This window comes from Nostoc sp., from assembly GCF_036917615.1.
GTDB lineage: Bacteria > Cyanobacteriota > Cyanobacteriia > Cyanobacteriales > Nostocaceae > Nostoc.
Map to the genome: position 1 here is coordinate 48,136 of NZ_JBALCZ010000047.1, position 22,919 is coordinate 71,054.

The following is a 22,919-nucleotide window of genomic DNA, read 5'->3' on the forward strand; positions in this document are numbered from 1 at the left end:
AGCAGTATTTTTAGCGAGACTGCCAACAATTATCCCAAGAGCCGCCGCCTACTTCTAAACCACAAAGAAAACTTTCTGCTTTCAGGATTATTTGAGATTTTCTGCCATTTAATTCTCGTAATTCTAAATTTAACTTTCCTTGCATGGTGTCTCGGCAACAGTATCTTAAACCTTCTGCTGTGGGCGCACGTAGAGGTGTACCAGGTAGATGCGTAGTTCCTGTTAATTCAATTTCGTAATTGTAGTTACTAGCTTTCATTTGCCATCTACCCCAAGGCTGAATTTCCCAGTTTACTTGGGAATTCCAAGGAACGAATTCATAAAACTTGCCTTGATAGTGCAAGCCAATCATCGCTACAGATTCCATCCACCACAGCACACCCCGCCGTCCACCGCCAGCAGTTAATGCTAAGTCGGGTTCGCCCTCAAAGGAATCACAATTTATCCAAAACCATTTTTGGGGAAAAGCACCACCCCAATTTTTCTCGCCGTAGGCTGGGGCATTGGTGAATTCGTAGATTTTGCCATTCCAGTCAATCTTCCCACTGGCTAAACCGTGAGCCATTAAAATTTGCCATCCCGGTTCAAAAATCTGCAAGAACGATAGCCAGCCTGCGGTTGATTGCTGAATGCTATTTTGATTGCCCCAACCGTATACTGATTGAATTTCATACTGCCAACGGCAATAATTATTGGTGGCGCGATCGCTAATTATTCCCTGATTCAAGGTGGCTGTGGCTTGATATCCTTCTTGAACATGATGCTCAAACTCTGCTGGCAGGAGGTATAGGGGAGAAACTTGCAAATCCGTTTTACCCCAATGACCTAAACCCAGGACATCTCGACTACCCCAAAATTTCTTTACATCAGGAAAAGTACGGCATAAATACTCGTCATCCGGGCCGAGGATTTGGGCTGCACCGCCGCTGTGGGGTTTACCGCCGATGGGGTCTTCAATGGAGTACATAAAGGCGAATGTTTGCCCAATTTCCGGCAAAGTGACGCGGTAATACCAGCCTTCAAAGAAGCGGCGACTACTACCATCCCAGTGATAACCAGAATGGGGGGTTTGGGTTGATTGAAGGAGATTTAGGGGAATAGTTAACATAGATTTACATAGTTGCCTATTTCTCAGTATGCGCGATGACCTTGATCTCAATCATGCTTATGAAATTCTTGGGTTGGAACCCGGTGCGTCGCCAGCACAGGTGAAGCGAGCTTACCGTCAACTGGTGAAAATTTGGCATCCTGATCGCTTTCTTGAACAAGAGCAAAAGCAGGAAGCTGAAGAAAAAATCAAATCAATCAACGCAGCTTACAACAAGCTCAAATCTGAAAGTCCATCCGAGCCTTCCACTAGTGAAAATCCATCTTCATCTTCGCCTACAAATCCCACAAAAATATCTGTCAATCGTTGGGATGCAGAAACATTCTATACTTGGGGAGTAGAGAATGCTACAGAAGGAAGATATGAGGAGGCGATCGCAGATTTTACCCACGCAATTCGCCTCAATCCTCACTATATTGACGCATATAAATATCGTGGGCTAGTTTGCTCTCAACTGGGATACGAATATAGAGCCGCTTCAGATTTAAATAAAGCTGCACAAATAGAACAAGAGTTAAAAAATCCGGGCGCTGCACGTAGTTCACGATCAGCTAGACCTGGATCTAAACCTAAACCTCTGGTAGAAAGATTTTGTCAGAGGATAAAAAGTTTACTGCGGCTAAATCGACGTTGGAGATAAGAAGCGGAATATATATCATTCGTAGGGGCACAGCATTGCTGTGCCCAAGAGTGCGTGTTGCTTCAGACGGCGACACCATATCTTGAGTTAGATAATACTTATACTTGGGAATACTAAGTATAGTTTGATTTGCTGCTGATTTCTTAGTCTTCCGAGTATGAGCGATCGCCTCGATATAAATTATGTTTACAATATCCTGGGGTTGAAACCAGGTGCATCTGTTAATGAGGTCAAGCAAGCTTACCGCCAGATGGCTAAGACTTGGCATCCAGATTGTTTTCTTGAACCGCAGCAAAAGCTAGAAGCGGAAGAAAAAATCAAAGAAATTAATCAAGCTTATGCAAGGTTAAAGTCTTATCAGCCAAATGAGATAAATCAATCTGCTTTTACTTCTACTTCTACTTCTACCAAAATTGATTCCACTCCATATAATGCTGAAAGTTTTTACAAGCAGGCAATGGAGAAAGCTCAAAGAGGTAAATATAGTGAAGCAATTGAAGACTTTACCCAAGCAATTCGTCTCAACCCTAACTACGTTGAAGCCTACAGATACCGAGGGCTTGCTTGCTCAAAACTAGGATATGAAAATAGAGCTTGGTCTGATTTTAAAAATGCCGCAGAACTGGAACTGAAAGAGAAAAAAGCACCACCCAAACCTGCATCATCACCGCCAAAACCACCAACACCACCACCTCAACCTTCACCGTGGAAATGTGTACACACCCTAACTCATCTGAATTGGGTTTTTACCACTGTAATTAGTCCAGATGGGCAAACTCTGGCTAGTGGAAGTACTGATAAAACTATCAAAATTTGGCATCTTGACACAGGAAAATTGCTACATACTCTCACTGGTCATACAAAATGGGTAAGATGCCTAGCCTTTAGCCCAGATAGCCAAACTCTCGTTAGTGGCAGTGATGACGGGAGCATGATGATTTGGCAAGTGTCTACCGGGAAATTACTCAGCACCCTCAAAGTACATTCAACCCCAGTTTTTTGTGTGATCATTAGTCCGGATGGTCAGACTGTCCTCAGTGGCGGTAGAGACACCACTATCAAGATTTCCCATATAGGCATGGGACAATTGTTGCACGTCCTCAAAGGTCATTCCTACTTAGTTTACTCCCTTGCTATTTGCCCAAGGCAGCAGATTTTAATCAGTGGTAGTGCAGACAATACCATTAAGCTGTGGAATTTTAAAAGTAGGAAATTGCTACAAAGTCTCAACGGGCATTCAGGTTGGGTGACTTGTGTTGCCATTAGCCCTGATGGGCAAATTTTAGCTAGTGGCAGTTATGACCAGACTATCAAGTTATGGAACATCAGTACAGGTAAGCTAATTAACACACTTGCGGGACATCATAATTATGTTTGGTCTGTAGCTTTTAGCCCCGATGGTCAGCATCTTGCTAGTGGTAGTGCAGATCATACTGTGAAGCTATGGGATGTTAGCACTGCACAAAATCTTTACACTTTCGATAACCATTCGGATTGGGTTAACTCTGTCGCTTTCAGTCCCGATGGCAAAACCCTAGCTAGTGGTAGTAGAGACATGACAATTAAAATTTGCCGCTGCGATGTCTAACGACAAATTAAAAATTTAGATGATTTCAGTAAATTACTAGATTTTTTATCAATGCATCACCTGGCAGTTTAATAACATCTATCTTTGGAGGTACTCTTTCTTTTGATTAAGTATTAACTCCCTAGAGGTAGAGCCACTTGCTGATTACAGAGGTTATCCTGAGAATTACCAGCAATTGGGTAGCAAATAAAACTCAATATTTATCAGCAACATACATTTTTCAACTCTTAAAAACCTCTTGTTCTTACAAAGCTTTAGTTTGTCAATATCGTATCTGAGGAGTTAAATCAACAGCTATGTCTATTCCCAATGAACACGAAAGGAAAAACAGTGAAGTTAAGCAAGAATCTTACACTGATATTAATGGTAATACTCACACTGACTTGACGCGAACCACTGAAACAGTCAAGAACAGCACAGCTAATCCCAACTCTTACGCTAACGGTTACGTACAAGGTCGAAATACTGAGCGTAGCAATCAGCAAGCCGATTTAGCCGAGCGTGACAATAACAATGCTAGTGGTGGTTTGCTGTTGGGTATTATCATTACTTCCCTGCTTGGTTTGGTTATAGGTGGGGTCTGGTACTTTAACCAGCAGAATAACGCAGCGGTTAACAATACTGTGCCGGTCGTGGTTCCTGTACCGAGTAAGAGTAGTCCAACCCCCAGTGCATCTCCTCAACCACAAACGAGGATAATCGAAAGAACTAAGGAAGTACCTGTTCTTGTTCCTGTTCCACAACAGCAGGTTATACCTCCATCTGCACCTCGCCAACCGGATATTAACATTACTATTCCACCCCAGCAGCCTGCGGCACAAAAAGCACCTTCTGCAACTCAGCCAACTCCCAAAGCAACACAAAGCCCGACGAGTCCAACGAGTAATACTCCGACTTCGCAGGGCAAAGGCGATACTTCTACTAAGACTGTCGCTCCAGATACGAAAAGTGATACCTCTAAAACCACTCCACCTCAAGGAGTAGACCAGTCAAATAGTAAATCTAATAGCGGTTCTTCTACCGCAGGTGATAGTACTACAGGCGGTTCTGCTCAATAACGGCTTCTGAACTTTCAGCCCACTTGATAATGCTGGCATTAACGCCAACATCTAACAAGTGGGAAAAATTTTAAGCAATATTTCTGAATTGTTGCAATAGATTAATGGTATTCAAGTTTAGTAAACATGTGGTGTAACTGAACAAACAGAATGCTAGATTAAGAGCCAGGTACAAACAGGTTAAAAGTTAAACGAAAACTTTCAAGTTAGAGCCTGTGCCTCCTGCTCTAATATTCTTGCGTAGGCATAGCCCGTCGTAGACATCACTCTGAAGTTGTAGCATCCATTGAATGTGTTTTTGCCTTGAGTTCAATGAGTTGTTTTGGAGGTTTTAGAACGCACAGCCAGAAAATGCCTGCCTAGTTGGAATATAAGGATGTGCAATTCTGAGTAAAGCGATAGCGAATACTGTCCACCAAAGTTTAAGTTATTTACTTCTGAATTATCTAATCTTCAAGAAACCGCCCCAAGCTGCTGATATTTATCCATCGTAGCTTCAGGCGGTTTCTGCTTTGAGTTAGCTAAAAAGTTCAGAATTGTTAATGACTAATTAAGGTAATTACAGTCACTTCTGGCGGACAAAATAAACGTCCTGGTTTATAAGTTCCTAAACCCCGATTGACATATAGTTGATTTTCTTCCACTTTGTGAAACCCTTGCGCCCACTCCCAATATCGCACTACTTTCGAGCAGTCTCCCAGGAAAAATGTTACCCAACGCCGTAATTTTTTGGGAATTTGTTTGAGTAGTTTTTTATAATAAAATACTACAGGGCCAATGCCCGGAATTACGATGTGACCGCCGTGGGTATGACCAGATAGTTGCAAATCTACGCGCCATTGTTGCAATATCTTGGCTGTATCTGGGTTATGGGATAAAACGATGCGGGGTGTAACGGAGTCTAGTTGATTCATGACTGGTGCGGGGTGGAATTCCCGTGACCAATAATCAGCTAGTCCTACCAATGGTAATTCTTTTCCTAGTGGATAGGCGATTTCATTCCAAAGCACATGCACCCCAATGCTAGTTAACGCCTGTGTAACTTCTGCTTTTGAATGGCTGTAATAGATATCGTGATTACCAAGTACGGCGTAGATACCACAGCGACTTTGCAGATGTTTGAGTCGAAGCACCAGTTGGTGAATTGGCGTCGGATCGTCAGTTACGTAGTCACCAGTTAATAGAATTAAATCCGGTTCAGCTTCGTTAGTAAGTGCGATCGCTTTTTCTAACATGTCTTCCGACAGCCGCAAACCATCGTAGTGAAAGTCTGACAACTGCACTAGCGTTGTACCTTGTAAAGATGCTGGAAGTTCCGCAATCTTAACCGTTATTTTATCTACTCTTAAATGTCCCGTAAACAACCAATGCATAAGACAACCGATACTCCTCATACCAGCGCTTACAGCTTACCAAAAATCAAAATGTAACTTGAGAAACTGCAAGAATTTATATCAGATACTCCAGATACAATTAACTAATTAATTTATTTGAAATCCCTGAATTTAGTTATAGGGTTTTCCTTCTACACTTCTCTACGAGGCGCTGCGCGTAGCTTGCTTCCACGAAGTGGTACGGTATGGTTCGACTGCGCTCACTAGCCGCTCACTGACCACCTCCTGCATGATCATTCACCTTGTAGGGTGATTATAGTAACTTCTGGGCGGCAAAATAAGCGTCCTGGGAGGTAAGTTCCCAAACCACGATTGACATATAGCTGATTTTTTCCTAGCCGATGGAAACCCTGTACCCATTCCCAATGGCTGACTACAGAAACATTTACTTGCAAAAATGGGACTCGACGCCGCACTTTTTTGGGTATTTTTTTTACAAGCTTTTCGTAAAACAACGCCGCAGGGCCAATTCCGGGAATCACGATTTGACCACCGTGAGTATGACCAGATAATTGTAAATCAACTCGCCATGCTTGCAGTATCTCCGCAGTATCTGGGTTGTGGGATAAAACGATGCAGGGTGTGTCAGGGTTTAGTTGATTCATGACTCGTGCGGGGTGGAATTCCCGTGACCAACTATCCGCCAGTCCAACAAGTGGCAATTCTTTTCCTAGTGGATAGGCAATTTCGTTCCAAAGGACGTGAATTCCAATGCTAGTTAACGCCTGTGTAACTTCTGCTTTTGCGTGTCTGTAATATATATCGTGATTGCCAAGAATAGCATAAATACCACTGCAACTTTGCAGATGTTTGAGTCGAAGTGCCAGTTGGTGAATCGGCGTCGGATCGTCTGTTACGTAATCACCAGTTAATAGAATTAAATCTGGTTCAGCTTCGTTAGTAACTGCGATCGCTTTTTCTAACATGTCTTCCGACAGCCGCAAACCATCGTAGTGAAAATCTGACAACTGCACCAGCTTCTTACCTTGTAACGATGCAGGCAAACCTGCAATGTTAACCGTCAATTTCTCTATACTCAACGGCCCAGATAATAACCAATGCATAAGACGTTCAATAAAGCTCAATCATAGCGCTTACAGCTTAACTGAACATTTGTCGATTTGTGTATAGTGACCAGTGCAACTTCTTGAAAATTTCATTAAACCTCTAGATTTTAGTGTATTTATACTAGTTTAAATCAGACGTAATGCTGTTAATTTATGTGAGAGTATAGTGCATTTCTCTGAAAGACAGGAGAGTAGTGATTCATGTTACGTATATAAATCAACTATACGGTCAGGGTTTATTTTGGTAGAGTATACTGTAGTACATACTACCGGATTCAACCAAAACACCTAAAGCTGTTTATGTCATCACCATTAGAGCCACAATTCATCCAGGATTTTACCCACTTTGAGCAGCACGTAGCAAAACTGCTCCATAAAGCAGATTGGACAGTTGAAACTGCAAAGACCAATCAACCTGGCTATGATCTAGTGGTCACCAAAGGAAACCTAGTTGGTGTTGTTCAGGTTAAATGGCTAAAAGCTAACGTAACAACGCCGCAGCTTTTAAAGTTTGCTGACTTTTTAGATTCTGACGAAAGCAAAAAATTTAATTTTGGTTGGTTCATAACGACAAAAGGATTTAGCGGCCCAGCATTGGCATTAATTAGAACCTGGGGTAAAGATACTAAAGTTCGCTGTGGGATTGCCCATGAAAATAAGCTGGTTGCCATTGATGGCGGTTCCGAGATTGGTGACGGATATAATACGAAGCTTAACGAAGAAACTACGCCAAAAAAAGTTTATTTTGGAGTTTTTACATGTAAAGGCGGAGTAGGAAAAACAACGGTAGCAGGGCATTTAGCAGGAGCATTAGCGCTGCAAGGATTTAATGTGGCGCTTGTGGACTTAGACCCGGAACAAAATCTGCAAAAATTAGTAGGTGAGGGTGTTTTTGTTCCCAATCCTAAAGGTATAGGTACAACTATTCAAGTGTTTGATGGAGATGATTGGAATGAAGATGCTGCCCGTGACTGTCAAATAGTAATTTGCGATTGCTCACCAGCACTAGAACGTAATCCCCCGCAGCTAGTTAAGCGATTAGATTATTGTATTATCCCAACAACCTTCAATCCACTAGGAATAAGTAAGCATGGTAAAGTTATTCAAGAAACTGTTACACAAATACGTAAAATCAATAATGTAGCTCATTTATTTGTGCTAGTTAACAATTTTAAAGATCCTGGCATTAAGCGTTTAAGGCTTTTAAAAGTAGTTTATTCTAATGCTTATAAGGAAATTAGCAAAATAGATAATAAGTTTCATTGTATAGATCCAGAAGAAGTTTGTATTCGGGCTAGCGACCTACTTTACTACTGGGGTATACATATACTCGAAAACCCAGAAAATCCTGCTAGTAGATTAGCGTTTGATCTGGTTGGCGGAAGATGCTACCCGCGTGAAGATTTTATCAATTTAGCAGATTATATTGAAAGAGAAGCTGGTATAGGAATTCTTAGAGCTAATTAAGACTCTTAATAAAATTCGTAATCGACCACCATGCATCATCTTAATCTTTCGTGGTGCGTTACGCTATCGCTAACACACCCTACGATTAATGGATATTTTTTTAAATGGAAATTTCTTAACTGCGATCGCACCGCATTAGATTACCATCAATTATTATTTTATTTATCACTAATTAAAAAAATAGTGCCAGCCTTAATTACATGCTAGCACTATTTTTTTGATTTAATTCACAGATAAAAATAGTTAAATGAATTCCCTAAATTTTTCTAGTTCATTGTCCGCAATTTTGTTTTTATACAGCACTGCGGTTGGTTAATAAATTCCATAGGAAAACTGCAATTATTGCACCAACAACTGCTAGGGCAATACCTGGAATGCTAAGACCAGGAGCTGCTAAAGCTAACGTTCCTGTATTGAAAAATACACCTAAACTACCGCCAACAAAAGCACCGATGATTCCGAGTAAGATTGTTGCCAGAATTCCGCCACCTTGATGACCGGGGTAGATAGCTTTAGCGATCGCACCAGCAATTAGACCTAAAACAATCCAAGCAAGAATATTCATTGTTTTTAATTCGCTAAAACGTTTTTACTCACAACTAAATATTAGCAATCTTAATCTTTTGACTCCATCTACCATCAGAATTAATTATGAATATCCATAAGGAATAGTTTAATCGCAACCAGGTTTTTTGATATATGCCTCCATTGAGGTAGATAATCAATTAAAAAAAAGCTCCTAGTAGGTCTTTAACTAGGAGCTGATCAAACTATTGCTTGGTAAAAGCAGTATATGCATTTTTAATTAGCTCTCTCCTCTACTAGAAGAATTAAGCTGAGTTTTCAAAGACTGTCTCTAAAGTAATGTAAAGGAAGCAAAATCAGGCGATTAAGACGATGGGCTGTGACGCTCGAACGCGAACAGCGTGTCGCAGACAAGACTCGTTGGCGCAGCCCAAGGTAGAGAAGATGCTGACGCTCGTAAGCATTGCCTTAGCGACTGTGCGTAGCGTCTGACTCGCTAACGCTATCGGCGAGCCAACTTCATGTCTAGCTTTTAATTTTTAATTGCTTATCCCATGATCACTACCAATGACTTGATGGCTGATAAATGGGAACAGTCGGCGGTAAGACCAATGCATACTTAGGAAAATTAAACTTACCAAGGTCAGCAGCATAACGCCCAGAATAGTTATATATGTCTTAGTGCGCCACCAAAATCCCTTTAGTTGTGATCCACCTAGTCGCACAAGCTTCCACAGGCTGCCTATATCCACGCTTTCGGAATCCTGAATGGTGATTGGTAAGGATGCTGCTGTGTTTTGTCGGGCAATTGTCATTTTAATTACTCCTTTATACTTAAAGACTGAAGCATTTAATTCTAAACTACGGTAATTCGATAGATTTACTGTTATTTATATGCAATATCTCATAGCTTGATGCAAGAAGCAAGCTTTAAGGGCATTGGGCATAAGGTAGTGGGTATTAGTATTGAAAATTAGGTATTAGGAACCAAAAAATTCCAGCCGAACAACTCTTTCCCCCAGTTTCCACAACTCCGTTCATCACATAAACATACTCATCACAAGGATGAGTATGAATAGGAATCGTTGTACCCGCCTTCATTGTCAGTAGGTGTATTGAACCTTGTGATACAGGCTCGGCTAGAGGTAAAAACTTAGCACCAGGAAACTGCTCAATGTCCAGCGGTAGCTCAAAGTCGGTTTGAATAAAAGTCTGTTCTGACATGTTCTTTACCTCTTTGAATCAGTGTTCTAGCATTATGTCAGACAAAAAACACTGTTTGTAAGAGAATTATGAATCAACAACTTGATCTAAATGAATATAAACAACAGATTGCGGATTTATACAGCTGTAGAGGCCAAACTTATGATCAGGGCGATTGGCATCCTCGAATTGCTCATCGTCTGGTTGAACATGCACAAATTAGCCAAGGACAGCATGTTTTAGACATTGCAACTGGCACAGGTATGGTGGCGATTAAAGCAGCACAGCTTGTTGGTTTTACAGGTCGAGTTGTTGGAGTGGACATTTCAACTGGGATGCTTGAACAGGCAGAACGCAAGATTGAGGCGTTGGGGCTGAATAATCTTGAGCTTGTACTCGCGGATGCTGAGAAACTGCACTTTCCAGCCAACAGTTTTGATGTTGTCCTATGTTCCTCAGCCCTGATTTGGATGGCTGACGTTCTTGCCGCATTACGCCTTTGGCATCAATTGCTCAAACCTGGTGGGCTAATTGGGTTTCATGCATTCGCAGACACCGCTTTTGTGGGAGGGGTAACTATGCAAAAAGTCGCCCAAAAGTATGGCGTTTCACTCGCATTCAGTAAACCGACAGGCACTATTGAAAAGTGCCATGACCTACTAAAAACAGCAGGCTTTGAGGCGATTGAAATTAAGTCTGAGCAAGACGGTAGTTATATTAGCCTACAACAGGCAAAGCGGATGTGGTCTGGAGGTTCTCATCCAGCACCTGGACAATTTCCAAATCCCATGAACCAACTCTCATCTGGGCAATTGGAGAAACTTAAGGCGGAATTTGAAGCAGAATTGGCAGTATTGGTAACGCAACAAGGTATTTGGAACGATATCACAACTTTTTATACCTTTGGTTGCAAGCCAATAGACTAATACACGTGAGTTCGATTAACCTCTCCCTGACTTGAACTAAAGTTCAAATCTTCCCTCTCCGACTCGGAGAGGGACGGTTTTGCGTAGTCAAACCAGGGAGAGGTCTTTTTCATTAGACTAATACAGTTCAGATCAGAAATACACTTACCGATAAATCCCGTAGAGAGGCAAAATTGCACTAAGCTTCTCTACGAGACGCTCTTGCTAGCTTGCTTCTCCGTAGGAGTACGCCCCGCTACGCCCCGCTACGCTAACGTACCGCAATGCTTTCGCGTCTCTACACACCTAAAATTCTCGCTTGGTGAAAAAAACTTGACAGCAAAGTGCCTTTATAGTATTTTCGTACTATAAAGGCACTTAAGTGTTGCATAAAACTTTAACACTCCCGACTATGCCAACAGGAAAGCAAAAAATAAATGAAGCTATCTAAGGTAGACTTGAGCAGTTTGGTAGCGATCGCTCACTCTGATGGATATTTGCAGTTGTTGCTCGACCAAGGCGAGGAACAGGAGTTTTTGGAAATTCCCGCGCCGATACAAGCTTATGAAGGATTGCAAGAACTGAACGAGGTTATCACTGAAACGACTGCACTACCCTTTGAAGAAGAACCAATTGTCATGCTACCAGTTGTCTCTTCAATGGCTATGGCTGTAGGCTACGATCACAACGAACACATTTTGCAAGTTGAGTTTCAAAGTGGATCTGTTTATCAGTACTTAGGCGTAGACGAGGATACTTGGGAAGATTTACATTCCTCTGACTCAGTTGGTAGCTTTTTCAATCAAGAGATTAAAGGTAGATATGACTGTGATCGTCTAGATAATGCAGATTATACTATTGACTAATAATTGCATATAGGGTTTTCAATAATTCTTGCATTGTCTAGGCTTTGGATAAAAAGGCTTGGAATTCATTACTGGAGTTTAGACTAAACAATATTTGTCAAGGGACTTCTGCTAAGGTAAAGGATTGTCAGTCACAATATCACGGGCTAACCACAACTCCCAAGTCATCAGGGGCATTAAGTCACTCCACCTTTCACATTGCTTGGGAGTACCTAGCTTGGGAACAGTCCAATGTAGACGTTGTTTTAAAAAGCGATACCAGTGGTCAATGGTAAAGCGACGCAAGTAAAGTCGCCAGACTTGTTCTATGGGTGGCATCTCTTCTCCTACCCAAGCCAACCACAAAGGTTTTAACTCTTTTAAGTTACCTTGTGCATCGAGACGTTCAACTCTTAAAAGTGACATCGGTCGTGTCACCGCTTTACGGAAATGCAAATTTTTCCACAGGCTAACCCGTACCCGTTTTAATTGCGGATCATCTACCTCCAAGACGGATGCTGCTTGGCCCCATGTTGTTGGTTCATTCAACTTGAATTTATCACCATGTTTTCTGGGACAGCCCTTGCCAGAATAAGCTCCTGGTTCACCCCATAAACACAAATTTGAACGCAACCGGACTAAAATATCTACTGCAATGTTAGCTGTTTTTAAGAAAAAAGGCGCACATCCATACTCACTGTCCCAAACTGAAATCGGTCTGGTGGGTAAATGCTCACACACCTGTTTTAGTTGCCAAACTGCTTTTTCAATCGGATTTTCCCAACTGGTGATCCGCTCATGCCTCAAAGGTAATGCCCAACTACCTGAATCCTCTGGTATCCATGCAATTGTACTGTATCCTTGACCAACTGGAGTTTAGACTAAGCCATGCAAAATGACCAATGGATTGATTGATTGGGTAGGACGTGCTTAGTGGCTTTTTTTAGGCAGTCTGGAAGCTAGTTAATTTAGTTTGCAATTAGAATCTGGAAATCTGAATAACCGTATGTGAATTGGTATTCTAGTCCACCATAAGGAACGTAGCAGGTTTTAGTTGGTGAATAGTATTTCCCTGGTGTATACTCCCCTGTGAAAATTTTTGCTCGGCAAAAATATAATGGGTCATCATTATCCATGCCACCAATAACATTCTTATTAGTGATCTTGTCCTGAAAAGCTATCCATCTCCAGTTATCACTTTTGTAGAAGGTGATGGAGCTAATGAAGGAAAATTCTTTACCTCCATAAGGTACGTAGCAGGCTTGATCTGGTGGATAGTATTTTCCAGGTGTATCCTGCCCATTAACTTGAGCAGTGCAAATATACAATGTATTACCAAGATTAGTCCCACCTTTAATAAAATGCCCAGAAGTATTGGGTACATCCGTAGTTGTTGAATAAGCTAATGCAGGTACTCCTGTAGAAACTGTTATTCCAACTGCTAGGAGTGTAGCGATCCGATTTAATTTTATTAAATTTCTTGCGATAACTTTCAATTGCATATTTTATAAATTCCCTATTTATACAGTTGTCACTGAATTTTAGAAAAATCAGAAAATAAATCAAGCTTTCGGAGGCTGGTGAATAATAAATTAATATTTGAAAATATTCAACTTATTAAAAACTCAATTTAATATTTTCATTTTTGATTATGCGTTTTTGAAAGAAAAATAAAAAGTTACATTAGGGGTTCTGGTAGCAATGAAACAGGAATGTACTTTAAGCCCAAGATGCTTACAGCACTTTGTGTAACGGTTTGGTACAGTAGTTGAGAAGATAAAAGTAAAAAATCAGATGAAACCCTACTCAGTAGACCTGCGGAAGAAAATTATTAGCGTTTACGAAACGGGAAATACATCTATTCGGAAAGTAGCAGAAAGATTCAAGGTAAGTAAGAATACAGTACAAGACCAATTTCAGTTTGGGACAGTGAATATGGCTGCGCTCCTTTCATTTTGAAGACGGCCAACATTCCATGTGACATTCTTGTACGGTTGCGTTCAAATCTTTGCTTATGGGGCGAACCAGGAGCTTATAAGGGTTTGGGCTGTCCCAAGAAACATGGTGATAAATTCAAGTTGAATGAACCAACAACCTGGGGTAAAACTGCATCTGTCTTCGAGGTAGATGATCCGAAACTACAACGGGTTAGCCTATGGAAAAATCTGCATTTCCGTAAAGCGGCAACACGTCCGATGTCACTGTTCAGAGTTGAACGTCTTGACATTCAGGGTAACTTGAGGGTATCAAAACCTTTGTGGTTATGGTTAGCTTGGGTGGGAGAGCAAATACCACCCTTAGAGTCAGTTTGGCGGCTTTACTTGCGTCGGTTTACCATTGACCACTGGTATCGCTTTTTAAAGCAACGTCTACATTGGACTGTTCCGAAGCTAGGCACTCCTAAACAATGTGAGCGCTGGAGTGACTTAATGCCTTTCATGACTTGGGAGTTGTGGTTAGCTCGTGATATCGTCACTGACAACCCTTTACCCTGGCAGAAATCAATCGATAATTTGACCCCTGGAAGAGTTGCTCAATCAATGGGAGGAGTTTTCGCGGTCATTGGTACTCCAGCCCTTCCACCTAAACCTCGCGGAAAGTCCCCAGGCTGGACACCAGGAAAACCTCGTCTACGTAAAAACCGTTTCCCTACAGTTAAAAAGACAGCAACTCCACCTCGGAAAGAAGCATCTGTAGCTGTTTAATATCAAAGATTATTCATACTCTCTGCCAGTTTCTTATTAACTCAGCAGTGCTGGGTCTTTTTGCATTGCTTAGTCTAAACTCCAGTCATTAAGTAAAACAACTGGCGTTGAGCATTGCCACCAATATCTCAAATGTCCATCACATAGGCTTTTGTGGGTAATACCTACCTGACAATTTGTGGTCAAATCTATTTTAAAAGTATTACTAAGAGCAACTAAATATACACCAGTAGCGTTTTGTTTAGAGACAATAGAAAAAGCCTACATAGTATCAACGCAGTTATGACGACTACACTTGCCTCTGCTATTAAACCAAGAGCCGAAGATAGTTTTGCCATTAGCTTTGCACCATTGTCTATTGAAGAAATCTATGCCAAGTCTGACGATCCAGCCAACGGTGCTGTGGTTATGATGAGTGGCGTGGTTCGCAATCAAACTGATGGTAAACCTGTAATTGCTCTGGAGTATCAAGCTTACGAACCGATGGCATTGCGGATATTTTATCAAATTGCTGCTGATATTCGCTTATCTACGTCTGATGTGAATCGGGTAGTGATTCATCATCGCACCGGACGTTTGCAAGTTGGAGAAATTAGCGTTTTAGTAGCAGTGGGTTGTCCTCATCGGAGGGAGGCATTTGAAGCTTGCCAGTATGCTATTGATACTCTTAAACACCAAGCCCCCATTTGGAAAAAAGAACATTGGGAAGATGGTTCTAGCAGCTGGGTGAGTATTGGCGCTTGTGAAACATCAGCAGAAAATTGTTAAAATTTCCGAGATTATTGAACACGCAGCAATTCATCCAGCAATTAGCAAACTATGATGTGTGCTGCGCTAGTTGCTGGATGACATTGATCCATTTGCAGAAAAAACCGCAGCATTCTGGCAGACATAGACGCTGCGATCGCCACTACCATTCAATGTGAGAATCTTGTCAGCGATCGCAGATTCTCTTTTAAAGATAGTACTATAGTCGTCGGTGAAAAGGTGATTTAAGAATGGCTCCTAAGCGGTAATTTTATCTGGAACGTCGAGCCTTTACCTTCATTGCTCATTACATAGATGTGACCGCCATGAGCCTCAACAATTTGTTGAGCGATCGCCAATCCTAACCCAAATCCGCCGTTTTCTCTTGCCCGTTCTGTATCAACTCGGTAGAAGCGATTGAAAATGTGAGGTAAATCTGCCTCTGGAATGCCAATTCCGGTATCGATCAGCTGAATCACGACTCGATCTGAGTGAGGTTCTAAGCGTAACCAGACTGTTCCCCCAGACGGAGTATATTTGCAGGCGTTGTTGAGCAAGTTTTCGACTGCTTGCCTGAGCAAATCGGGATCAGCCCACAACTCAATTTGTTGTTCTGGTAAATGGCTGATCAACTTAAGCGATTCTTTTGCAGCAACAGTAGTGTAATGAATAGCTAAATTCTCCAGCAAGCTATTCAGATTTACCTTTTTGAGAGATTCTGGAGGTAATTGTCCTTGATGCCGAGCCAACAGCAGTAAATTATTAACTAAGGTACTCATCGACTTTGCGCTATCGATGATATTCTCCAGTGAGGGATGAATCTGGGGACGGTCTGCCGCCATTAGTAGCCCGACTTGGGCATTGGTTAAAATCGCAGACAGGGGCGATCGCCTTCCCAATGCCCGCACCCGTGCCATGAACTCCATAATATCAATTGGTTTGACTAGGTAATCATCTGCTCCTGCATCTAATCCAGTTATTTTATCAGGTGTGGTATCTTTGGCCGTAATCATTAAGACGGGAGCGGTTTTCCCGGCAGCCCGATACTGTTGACACAAACTTACCCCACTAATCCGAGGTAACATCCAATCCAAAATCAACAGGTCATATTCTTTTTCAGCCAAAAGCCATTGAGCGGTTTCACCATCCTTGACACCATCAACTTTGTGTCCAGCCTGGGAGAGAACCGTTTGCAGCGGCATTAATTGCTTCGGATCATCCTCGACCAGTAAGATTCTCATCACCTTTGTGCAATTGAGCTTATTAATAATAATGCATTGAAGCAATGTGAACTTCTTTCATCAGTCAGAATGAATGTGTGATTACAGCAGTTTTAATGTATTTGAACCACATCTGTCGTAAGGGCACAGCATTGCTGTGCCCCTACCGCATGGTCTATTTACCTGAAAATAGCTGTAAGTATAACTTGGCAAAATCAGAGGCAAGTGTAGTGTGTGGCGGATTAGCAAAAGTTGGCTGCGAGGACTGGGATTAGAGTTTTGGTTGCCTTTGCCACTGGTGGCGGTTGTGTTTTGGCTAGGCTGTAGTTTCCTAGCTGCTCAACAGTTAAGCCAATCCTACTCTACAGAGACAAAACTTCAGTCAGATACCCAACTGGAGGCACGGGTATCAGTCAACGTATTGCTGATTAACGCTGCTGTCAACCGAACTCAGAAAATTACCCAGGTTGAAGTAAAAACAGCAGATCCCATCCTGAAGCGATTGGAATTAGAACTGCCAACGATAGAATTTAGCCAGATAGAAGCGACAATTGCCGAAGAACTAGGGCTACCTCGTGAGGATGTGAGGAAGTTAGTGCGCTATGAGATTGTAGATTAACATTAATAAATGTGTTCCGCCTTGGTTTTCAATGTTTGGTTTATGGCTTCAAACCCTTGGCGAACATCATTCATGACAGGTTAAGGCTATGTATTATTTGTCAATCAGGAATTTTGCTTAAATATTTAGTAGTGGTAGAGGTGTCAAACAAACCTTGAGGAGTTTGAATGACACCATACCCAAAAAGATGCAGTGCAATCGCTGACCATATACAGCGACACAACTCTATCTTGGTCGATTTAGGTGACGCGATCGCCCCGGAATTGGAACTACCGTTTGATCGTATTTCTTTAGAAATGGTCTATCGAGGTTTGTACCATTTCAGCGTTGCTTATAACAAAGGCAAGGCGACAGATGAACGTGAAATATTTTGCTTCCGCTGAAAATCAAGATTTAAGGGTAGTCAAAACCATCCGAAAACCTATACCCAAAATAGATTTATCACCTTTTCCCAATACCCACTTGACAAAAGCGCAGTTTTCTTAACCTGTCACTATTATATTGCGGTAGGCTCTCTGACAATAATTATTCCTATATTGGCTTCAGGAGTAGGCACTCTATCGATTCGCCACCAACCCAAAGCCCCTTGGTCGCATCCATAAGCTTGAGCATAGCGGAAGCGAATGTAGTAAATTCCAGGTACATTAGGTGCTGTTAACGTGAATGTACTTGAGCCGGAACCTTGGGTAGAACCATTGTAAATACAGGCTTGAGCGTTATATTGACCTCCGATACCCACAATAATTTGATTAATAGATCCCGCTTGTCCCCCCACAAGGTAATTATAATTAGTAGATCCATTAATCTTTTCTTCAGGATTAACAATTACAACATTACTATTGTTGTTGTTAAGTGTGAAATTACTCAGTGTCACTGGACCATAAGTTGCCTTATTAGGTATTAAAGATTGTGCCATTGCTGCCTTATCGAGTAGCAGGCTGTTGAGGGGAAGACCGATGCCAATAAATGCAATAGTTGTAACAAGCGTATTATAAAATTTAGCTCGTTGTGCAGACATAATTTTACTCTTTGTGATTTGCGTTGGTTGTTGACACTTTTAAATTAAAGGCTAAATTTGAGGAACTTGAAGAATTTACAAAAACTAATTGAAACAGCTTATTTAAATTAGTTTTTCGAGTGTTTTATTTAGCTTAGTTAACACACTTATTTTTTTATCACTATTCCAAAGTCAATAAAACTGCTTTACCTAATCTTCAACATGTGAATTTTTGTAAAATCTAATACATTTAAATATATGTATAAATATTTATCAACGAAAATTTATCCTTCGCAGAGATGTATTTTGTTCGCTTATTTAAAATTCGATATCTTGTGAACTTTTGTTTTATTCTTGATAAAAACGCAATTTCTTCTTCTAGCAGAAATAATTTTGTGATATATGATTGACTGAAAAAGACATAACTTAATTTTATATGTAAGCTAAAGACATCAATTATCAAGCAAAAATTAAGTTTATACAAGCTTTATATAATGCTGTAACTTTTCTTTTATAGCCGTTAAATACTGGTATCAAAAAGTGAAATAGCCAGCGCAATTTGCGATTGGGTTCCACCGTAAGCACTGTAGGTCGAAAGGTCATGCCATCTGTACCCGGAGGTTGAAACTGAACGGTAAGCTTTGCCCCTTCAGTCAGCGATCGACTAGAGTTCTTGCGTAAATCCTATTAGCAAAAGATTTTTATAAATAACGCTTTCAAGAAAACGGTTTTTTTAATTTGGAGACGGAGATGGCAACAAATACGATCGCGAAAAATTCTTTTGCCCAAACAACAAAAGATTTACTCAACTATGAATGGCATACTCTCGCTGAACAACAGATTGTAAAAACTTTAGCCAGCCATCCAGAAGCAGGTTTGACCCATGAAGAAGCTGCCACGCGGCATCAACAGATAGGTGCAAATCAACTAAGTGGTAAGGGTGGAAAAAGTCCTTGGCTACGATTTCTAGAGCAATTTAATCAACCACTACTATATATTTTGCTAACGGCGGGAATAGTGACGCTGCTGCTGCGAGATTGGATAGATGCAGGAGTAATTTTTGCTGTCATACTGATTAACGTGATCATTGGCTACATTCAAGAATCGAAAGCAAAAGGGGCGATCGCTGCTCTATCCAAAGCTGTCACTACCGAAGCAACTGTGATTCGCAATGGTCAAAAAACTCGTCTGGCTTCAACTGAGCTTGTTCCGGGTGACTTGGTACTGCTGGCATCTGGGGATAAAGTGCCTGCGGATCTGCGGTTGTTAAGTATACGTGGGTTGCAAGTTGACGAGTCTGCCTTAACAGGCGAATCCGTTCCGGTTGAGAAAGCAACCCAATTGTTGGATGTCGAAACACCGTTAGCCGAACGAAGCAATATGGCGTATACGGGAAGTTTCGTCACCTTTGGACAAGGAGAAGGAATTGTCGTAGCGATCGCAGATACCACCGAAACGGGTCGAATCTCGCAGTTAATTGAAGGCAGCACCGGGTTGAAAACACCGCTGACCCGAAAAATCGACAAGTTTAGCAAAACCTTACTTTACGTCATCTTAGGGTTGGCTGCCCTGACATTTGCAGTCGGATTAGGACAGGGTGGGTCTTTGATTAATGTTTTCAAAGCGAGTGTGGCTCTGGTCGTCAGCGCGATTCCAGAAGGATTGCCTGCGATCGTCACCGTCACTTTGGCGCTCGGAGTTTCCCGAATGGCACGGCAACACGCCATTATTCGCCAACTGCCCGCTGTTGAAACATTGGGAAGTACAACTGTTATCTGTTCTGACAAAACTGGGACGTTGACCGAGAATCAAATGACGGTTCAGGCAATTTATACAGGTAATAAACACTACGCTGTGAGTGGTATTGGTTATGCCCCAGACGGTGAAATTTTGATCAATCAACAGACCGTTGATCTCAATGCCGATGGACATGTTGCTCTTCGAGAATGCCTAGAAGCGGGATTACTCTGCAATGATTCTCGCATTGAATGGCAAGACGGACAGTGGAGCGTGGTAGGAACCCCAACCGAGGGAGCATTAATTGTTCAGTTCTGTGCCGTAGTAGCGGGCGTGGGCGTCTGTGACGACCTGACGGGGATCGTGGTTTGCGCTCAGGAATCGGCGGATGAGTTCGTCAAAATGGAATCGGTTTGGACCCGCTAGCTCAACCATGCCGTTCACGGGTTCTCCCAGGGTAATATCGACTAGCGCGGCAGCTACGTCATCTGACATGACGGGCTGTATAAAGGCAGACGGCAAGCGAACCGTTTGCCCATCGGTGGCAGATTGGGCGAGCGCACCCATGAACTCGAAGAACTGCGTGGCACTAAGGATTGTATAAGGTACTCCTCCAGACTTTATCAGCTTCTCTTGAGAAGCTTTCGCACGCATGTAACCGCTTTCGGGGATGCGATCGGCTCCAACGACCGACAGCGCAACGTGATGATCTACACCCGCGATCGCCTCTGCTGCAAGCAGGTTCCGGGATGACTTCTCGAAAAATTCCAATACCGGCCCGTCCTCGAAGGACGGTGAGTTCGTGACATCAACAACAACTTGAGCGCCCACCAGCGCATCAGTGAGTCCCTCACCCGTGACGGCATTGACTCCCGCAGAAGGGGATGCTGCCACTGCCTCGTGTCCGCGCTCACGTAGCCCGTTCACGAGTTTCTTACCAATAAGCCCACTACCGCCGATGACAACAATTTTCATGACATAAACCTCTTATAATTTAGAGAACACTTGATTCACCTTTTTAGGGTGAACAAATCTACCACTCCCACAGAAATTGGATCAGCTAGAGAGTGCTTGAGTATGCGATCGCGAAATGCTGTTCGCAAAGCGCGATTAGACATCTCCAGAAAAGAATGTAGAGACGCGAAATTTCGCGTCTCTACAAGAGTTTGAGCGAACGCATAATTTAATTAATTTTCCCAGATGTCTATTACATCTCTCGGTTCTGAATGGCTGTGGTCAATCGCTCAACTTCCCAAGCATCGTTGTAGCGATTTCTGTTAATAAACAAGGCGGGGGTAGAAGTGACTCCACATTGATTGCCGCTGTAGATATCTTGAGCGACTCGGTCAGCATACTGGTGTTCAGCGATCGCCCGTAGAAACTGATTGAGATCCAGCCCTAACTCGCTGGCATACTCCAATAAATTTCCATCATTGAGGAATCTCTGACGCTCAAACAGAAGATTGTGCATTTGCCAAAACTGACCTTGGGTGGCGGCTGCCTCGGCTGCCTCGGCTGCTTTTTGCGCCTGGAAATGAAACTGCCTTTGAGGAAAGTGGCGAAACACAAAGCAGAGTTGATGATTGAGTCGATGTTGGATAGTTTTAATCATCTTGTGAACTTCTGCACAATAAGGACATTGGTAGTCTCCATACTCAATCAAGGTTGTAGGTGCATCGATTGCACCTTGCCAGTGATCGTCGGGAGCGATCGCCAGCAGCGATTGATTTGGATAGTCTGGCTGATCCATCCATTCAGTCGATTTAAAAAAAGCGATGCTGCGGTATAAGTTTGTTAAACTCTGCAACAAGCATGAATTTACTATATGGAAATCTTCAGCGCTTGTCCGCTTTCCTGTAAAGCTGCCGTTCGGTCTGCAACTTGTTGCTCTAACGTCTGGTTGTAATTAAAAAGCAGGCGTTCGGTGCGTTTGCGTTCAGTAATGTCTTTCACCAGAACACATCGAGCAGCCACTCCTGACCAAACAATCGTGCTAGACGTAATTTCCACATCTATCACTGTGCCGTCTTTTTTGCAATGGCTGCTTGGGTCGATAACAGATGCAACACTTGCACTTGCTTTGGTGTGAATACTCCAGTTGCTAATTGGTTTTCTAGATACAGCACACCGGCGAGCTTGCCCTGCTTCACCAACGGTAAACAGAAGATGGATTGAATTTGGTTATGCTGAATGTAGGAGTCATGGATAAAATTACCTTCGCGAGTTGGATCATTTAAGATCACAGGTTCATGAGTCTGAATTACATACTGAATGATTGATTTAGGTAAGCAATTTTCTATTGAAACGGATTGCAACACCTGTGTGGTGTAGGCATTCTCAACATCAGAACCGTTGAGTTCAGTCGATGCTTCAATTACCCATTCTCCTAACCGTTCTAAAATCAAGCATCCAGTTTGCGCGCCAGCAATTTCAATTAATATCTGCATCAAAGAATGGAGCAACTGATCCAGTTCAATTTCACTCGAAATCGTCTGAGATGCTTTCAGCACTGCCTCTAAATCGAAAGCGATTGCTGCTTTTGCTTTCTGATCCGCGATTAAATTTAATCTAGCAATTTCAATTCGTTCTGGTAACATAGCCACTTCTTTGTCTCGTCCATACAGCTTTTGAGGAATTTAAAACTGAGCCGAAACATCTTGAAGACCCAGTTGAATGCTATCAATTTTACCGCGCCCACCACCCACCTCTACCTCTGAGTTCGGGATTGTCCTTGGCTAAAATTTGGCAAACTTCGCCAATTTGTTAGGTGTTTGGTACTTTTGTGCGTTACATGATCCGTTGAACTACGTCTTTGACGATTCTAGCTGTGGGAACTTTCCCACCAGTAACTTCAACTGCTGTTAGCCACACTTCTTGTTGTTCGTGGGGTTCCAGCCAAGTCATAGGTCTGACTTGGCGTTCGGTAGTCGGCAGAATGTGATCCAATGGATCACATTTTTCAGGTTTTTGGCTTGAACTAAACCGGATTGAATCATAAACTGTCAACAATTCTTTTTATTTCTTCAAGAAATCGATTCAGGGCTTTTTGTGCTGTTTTATAACCAGAAGGCTGCTGACCTAACTTTAGTTAAAA

The 22,919-nt window shown here is 42.2% G+C and carries 24 protein-coding genes and 4 pseudogenes; 12 read left to right on the forward strand and 16 right to left on the reverse strand.

All coding sequences use genetic code 11. The features are described 5' to 3' along the window. Nucleotides 1-10: 10 nt before the first annotated feature. Nucleotides 11-1,108, reverse strand: coding sequence for a tocopherol cyclase family protein (locus V7K85_RS16120; RefSeq protein ID WP_334814642.1), 1,098 nt, complete (start codon nucleotides 1,106-1,108; stop codon nucleotides 11-13). 28 nt (nucleotides 1,109-1,136) lie between these two features. Between V7K85_RS16120 and V7K85_RS16125 the strand changes: the two genes are divergently transcribed. The 3 genes from V7K85_RS16125 (at nucleotide 1,137) to V7K85_RS16135 (ending at nucleotide 4,394) form a co-directional block, all read left to right on the forward strand. After that, a complete protein-coding gene (locus V7K85_RS16125) occupies nucleotides 1,137-1,748 on the forward strand; it encodes a J domain-containing protein (RefSeq protein ID WP_334814643.1) in 612 nt (203 codons plus the stop codon). 157 nt (nucleotides 1,749-1,905) lie between these two features. Continuing rightward, nucleotides 1,906-3,336 (forward strand): DnaJ domain-containing protein, encoded by a 1,431-nt coding sequence (locus V7K85_RS16130; RefSeq protein WP_334814644.1) that lies wholly within the window; start codon nucleotides 1,906-1,908, stop codon nucleotides 3,334-3,336. 296 nt (nucleotides 3,337-3,632) lie between these two features. After that, nucleotides 3,633-4,394 (forward strand): hypothetical protein, encoded by a 762-nt coding sequence (locus V7K85_RS16135; protein ID WP_334814645.1) that lies wholly within the window; start codon nucleotides 3,633-3,635, stop codon nucleotides 4,392-4,394. Between the two features lie 539 nt (nucleotides 4,395-4,933). On the opposite strand, the gene V7K85_RS16140 is transcribed toward V7K85_RS16135, so the two are convergent. Then, nucleotides 4,934-5,767, reverse strand: a complete 834-nt coding sequence (locus V7K85_RS16140) for a metallophosphoesterase (protein ID WP_334814646.1) — start codon at nucleotides 5,765-5,767, stop codon at nucleotides 4,934-4,936. A 254-nt stretch (nucleotides 5,768-6,021) separates the two neighbouring features. Then, nucleotides 6,022-6,852 (reverse strand): metallophosphoesterase, encoded by an 831-nt coding sequence (locus V7K85_RS16145; protein ID WP_334814647.1) that lies wholly within the window; start codon nucleotides 6,850-6,852, stop codon nucleotides 6,022-6,024. Between the two features lie 303 nt (nucleotides 6,853-7,155). On the opposite strand from V7K85_RS16145, the gene V7K85_RS16150 reads away from it, so the two are divergent. Further along, entirely contained in the window at nucleotides 7,156-8,322 is a 1,167-nt protein-coding gene (locus tag V7K85_RS16150; protein ID WP_334814648.1) for a nucleotide-binding protein, read from the forward strand. Nucleotides 8,323-8,614: 292 nt separating this feature from the next. Here the strand turns inward: V7K85_RS16150 and V7K85_RS16155 are convergent, their stop codons facing one another. The 3 genes from V7K85_RS16155 to V7K85_RS16165 all read right to left on the reverse strand — a co-directional run bounded on the left by V7K85_RS16155 (nucleotide 8,615) and on the right by V7K85_RS16165 (nucleotide 10,071). Continuing rightward, complete coding sequence (locus tag V7K85_RS16155; RefSeq protein ID WP_334814649.1) at nucleotides 8,615-8,887, reverse strand: GlsB/YeaQ/YmgE family stress response membrane protein; 273 nt, start codon at nucleotides 8,885-8,887, stop codon at nucleotides 8,615-8,617. 499 nt (nucleotides 8,888-9,386) lie between these two features. Then, nucleotides 9,387-9,662 carry a hypothetical protein gene (locus V7K85_RS16160; RefSeq protein ID WP_334814650.1) on the reverse strand — a complete coding sequence of 92 codons (276 nt, stop codon included), beginning with the start codon at nucleotides 9,660-9,662 and terminating at the stop codon, nucleotides 9,387-9,389. A 145-nt stretch (nucleotides 9,663-9,807) separates the two neighbouring features. Continuing rightward, entirely contained in the window at nucleotides 9,808-10,071 is a 264-nt protein-coding gene (locus tag V7K85_RS16165; protein ID WP_334814651.1) for a cupin domain-containing protein, read from the reverse strand. 68 nt (nucleotides 10,072-10,139) lie between these two features. On the opposite strand from V7K85_RS16165, the gene V7K85_RS16170 reads away from it, so the two are divergent. Both V7K85_RS16170 and V7K85_RS16175 read left to right on the forward strand, forming a co-directional pair. Next, a complete protein-coding gene (locus V7K85_RS16170; protein WP_334814652.1) occupies nucleotides 10,140-10,976 on the forward strand; it encodes a class I SAM-dependent methyltransferase in 837 nt (278 codons plus the stop codon). Nucleotides 10,977-11,392: 416 nt separating this feature from the next. Then, nucleotides 11,393-11,821 (forward strand): KTSC domain-containing protein, encoded by a 429-nt coding sequence (locus tag V7K85_RS16175; protein ID WP_334814653.1) that lies wholly within the window; start codon nucleotides 11,393-11,395, stop codon nucleotides 11,819-11,821. 111 nt (nucleotides 11,822-11,932) lie between these two features. On the opposite strand, the gene V7K85_RS16180 is transcribed toward V7K85_RS16175, so the two are convergent. Beyond that, nucleotides 11,933-12,607 carry a transposase gene (locus tag V7K85_RS16180; RefSeq protein ID WP_334814654.1) on the reverse strand — a complete coding sequence of 225 codons (675 nt, stop codon included), beginning with the start codon at nucleotides 12,605-12,607 and terminating at the stop codon, nucleotides 11,933-11,935. 161 nt (nucleotides 12,608-12,768) lie between these two features. Next, complete coding sequence (locus tag V7K85_RS16185) at nucleotides 12,769-13,302, reverse strand: DM9 repeat-containing protein (RefSeq protein ID WP_334814655.1); 534 nt, start codon at nucleotides 13,300-13,302, stop codon at nucleotides 12,769-12,771. A 292-nt stretch (nucleotides 13,303-13,594) separates the two neighbouring features. Here V7K85_RS16185 and V7K85_RS16190 point away from each other — a divergent pair. From V7K85_RS16190 to V7K85_RS16200, 3 genes and pseudogenes are all read left to right on the forward strand, one after another. Continuing rightward, nucleotides 13,595-13,708, forward strand: a pseudogene (locus V7K85_RS16190) (IS630 transposase-related protein); the annotation flags it as partial. A 47-nt stretch (nucleotides 13,709-13,755) separates the two neighbouring features. Continuing rightward, a complete protein-coding gene (locus V7K85_RS16195; protein ID WP_334814656.1) occupies nucleotides 13,756-14,505 on the forward strand; it encodes a hypothetical protein in 750 nt (249 codons plus the stop codon). 282 nt (nucleotides 14,506-14,787) lie between these two features. Beyond that, entirely contained in the window at nucleotides 14,788-15,273 is a 486-nt protein-coding gene (locus V7K85_RS16200; protein WP_334796538.1) for a molybdenum cofactor biosynthesis protein MoaE, read from the forward strand. 224 nt (nucleotides 15,274-15,497) lie between these two features. Here the strand turns inward: V7K85_RS16200 and V7K85_RS16205 are convergent, their stop codons facing one another. Both V7K85_RS16205 and V7K85_RS16210 read right to left on the reverse strand, forming a co-directional pair. Continuing rightward, a complete protein-coding gene (locus tag V7K85_RS16205; RefSeq protein WP_442940591.1) occupies nucleotides 15,498-16,094 on the reverse strand; it encodes a sensor histidine kinase in 597 nt (198 codons plus the stop codon). 39 nt (nucleotides 16,095-16,133) lie between these two features. Next, nucleotides 16,134-16,493: pseudogene (locus V7K85_RS16210) on the reverse strand (response regulator transcription factor); the annotation flags it as partial. 211 nt (nucleotides 16,494-16,704) lie between these two features. On the opposite strand from V7K85_RS16210, the gene V7K85_RS16215 reads away from it, so the two are divergent. Continuing rightward, nucleotides 16,705-17,091 (forward strand): hypothetical protein, encoded by a 387-nt coding sequence (locus tag V7K85_RS16215; protein WP_334814657.1) that lies wholly within the window; start codon nucleotides 16,705-16,707, stop codon nucleotides 17,089-17,091. A 224-nt stretch (nucleotides 17,092-17,315) separates the two neighbouring features. Further along, nucleotides 17,316-17,577, forward strand: a pseudogene (locus V7K85_RS16220) (IS4 family transposase); the annotation flags it as partial. Between the two features lie 10 nt (nucleotides 17,578-17,587). Here the strand turns inward: V7K85_RS16220 and V7K85_RS16225 are convergent. Next, nucleotides 17,588-18,109, reverse strand: a complete 522-nt coding sequence (locus V7K85_RS16225; protein ID WP_334814658.1) for a hypothetical protein — start codon at nucleotides 18,107-18,109, stop codon at nucleotides 17,588-17,590. Between the two features lie 729 nt (nucleotides 18,110-18,838). Between V7K85_RS16225 and V7K85_RS16230 the strand changes: the two are divergent. After that, a pseudogene (locus V7K85_RS16230) lies at nucleotides 18,839-20,131 on the forward strand (cation-translocating P-type ATPase); the annotation flags it as partial. Here V7K85_RS16230 and V7K85_RS16235 read toward each other — a convergent pair. From V7K85_RS16235 to V7K85_RS16255, 5 genes are all read right to left on the reverse strand, one after another. After that, entirely contained in the window at nucleotides 20,126-20,800 is a 675-nt protein-coding gene (locus tag V7K85_RS16235; protein WP_334814659.1) for an SDR family oxidoreductase, read from the reverse strand. The pseudogene V7K85_RS16230 and the gene V7K85_RS16235 overlap by 6 nt on opposite strands. 232 nt (nucleotides 20,801-21,032) lie before the next feature. After that, a complete protein-coding gene (locus V7K85_RS16240; RefSeq protein ID WP_334814660.1) occupies nucleotides 21,033-21,575 on the reverse strand; it encodes a DsbA family protein in 543 nt (180 codons plus the stop codon). Nucleotides 21,576-21,646: 71 nt separating this feature from the next. Beyond that, complete coding sequence (locus V7K85_RS16245) at nucleotides 21,647-21,835, reverse strand: hypothetical protein (RefSeq protein ID WP_334814661.1); 189 nt, start codon at nucleotides 21,833-21,835, stop codon at nucleotides 21,647-21,649. Nucleotides 21,836-21,840: 5 nt separating this feature from the next. Then, nucleotides 21,841-22,422 carry a GAF domain-containing protein gene (locus V7K85_RS16250; protein ID WP_334814763.1) on the reverse strand — a complete coding sequence of 194 codons (582 nt, stop codon included), beginning with the start codon at nucleotides 22,420-22,422 and terminating at the stop codon, nucleotides 21,841-21,843. A 190-nt stretch (nucleotides 22,423-22,612) separates the two neighbouring features. Then, complete coding sequence (locus V7K85_RS16255; RefSeq protein ID WP_334814662.1) at nucleotides 22,613-22,831, reverse strand: hypothetical protein; 219 nt, start codon at nucleotides 22,829-22,831, stop codon at nucleotides 22,613-22,615. Nucleotides 22,832-22,919 lie beyond the last annotated feature (88 nt).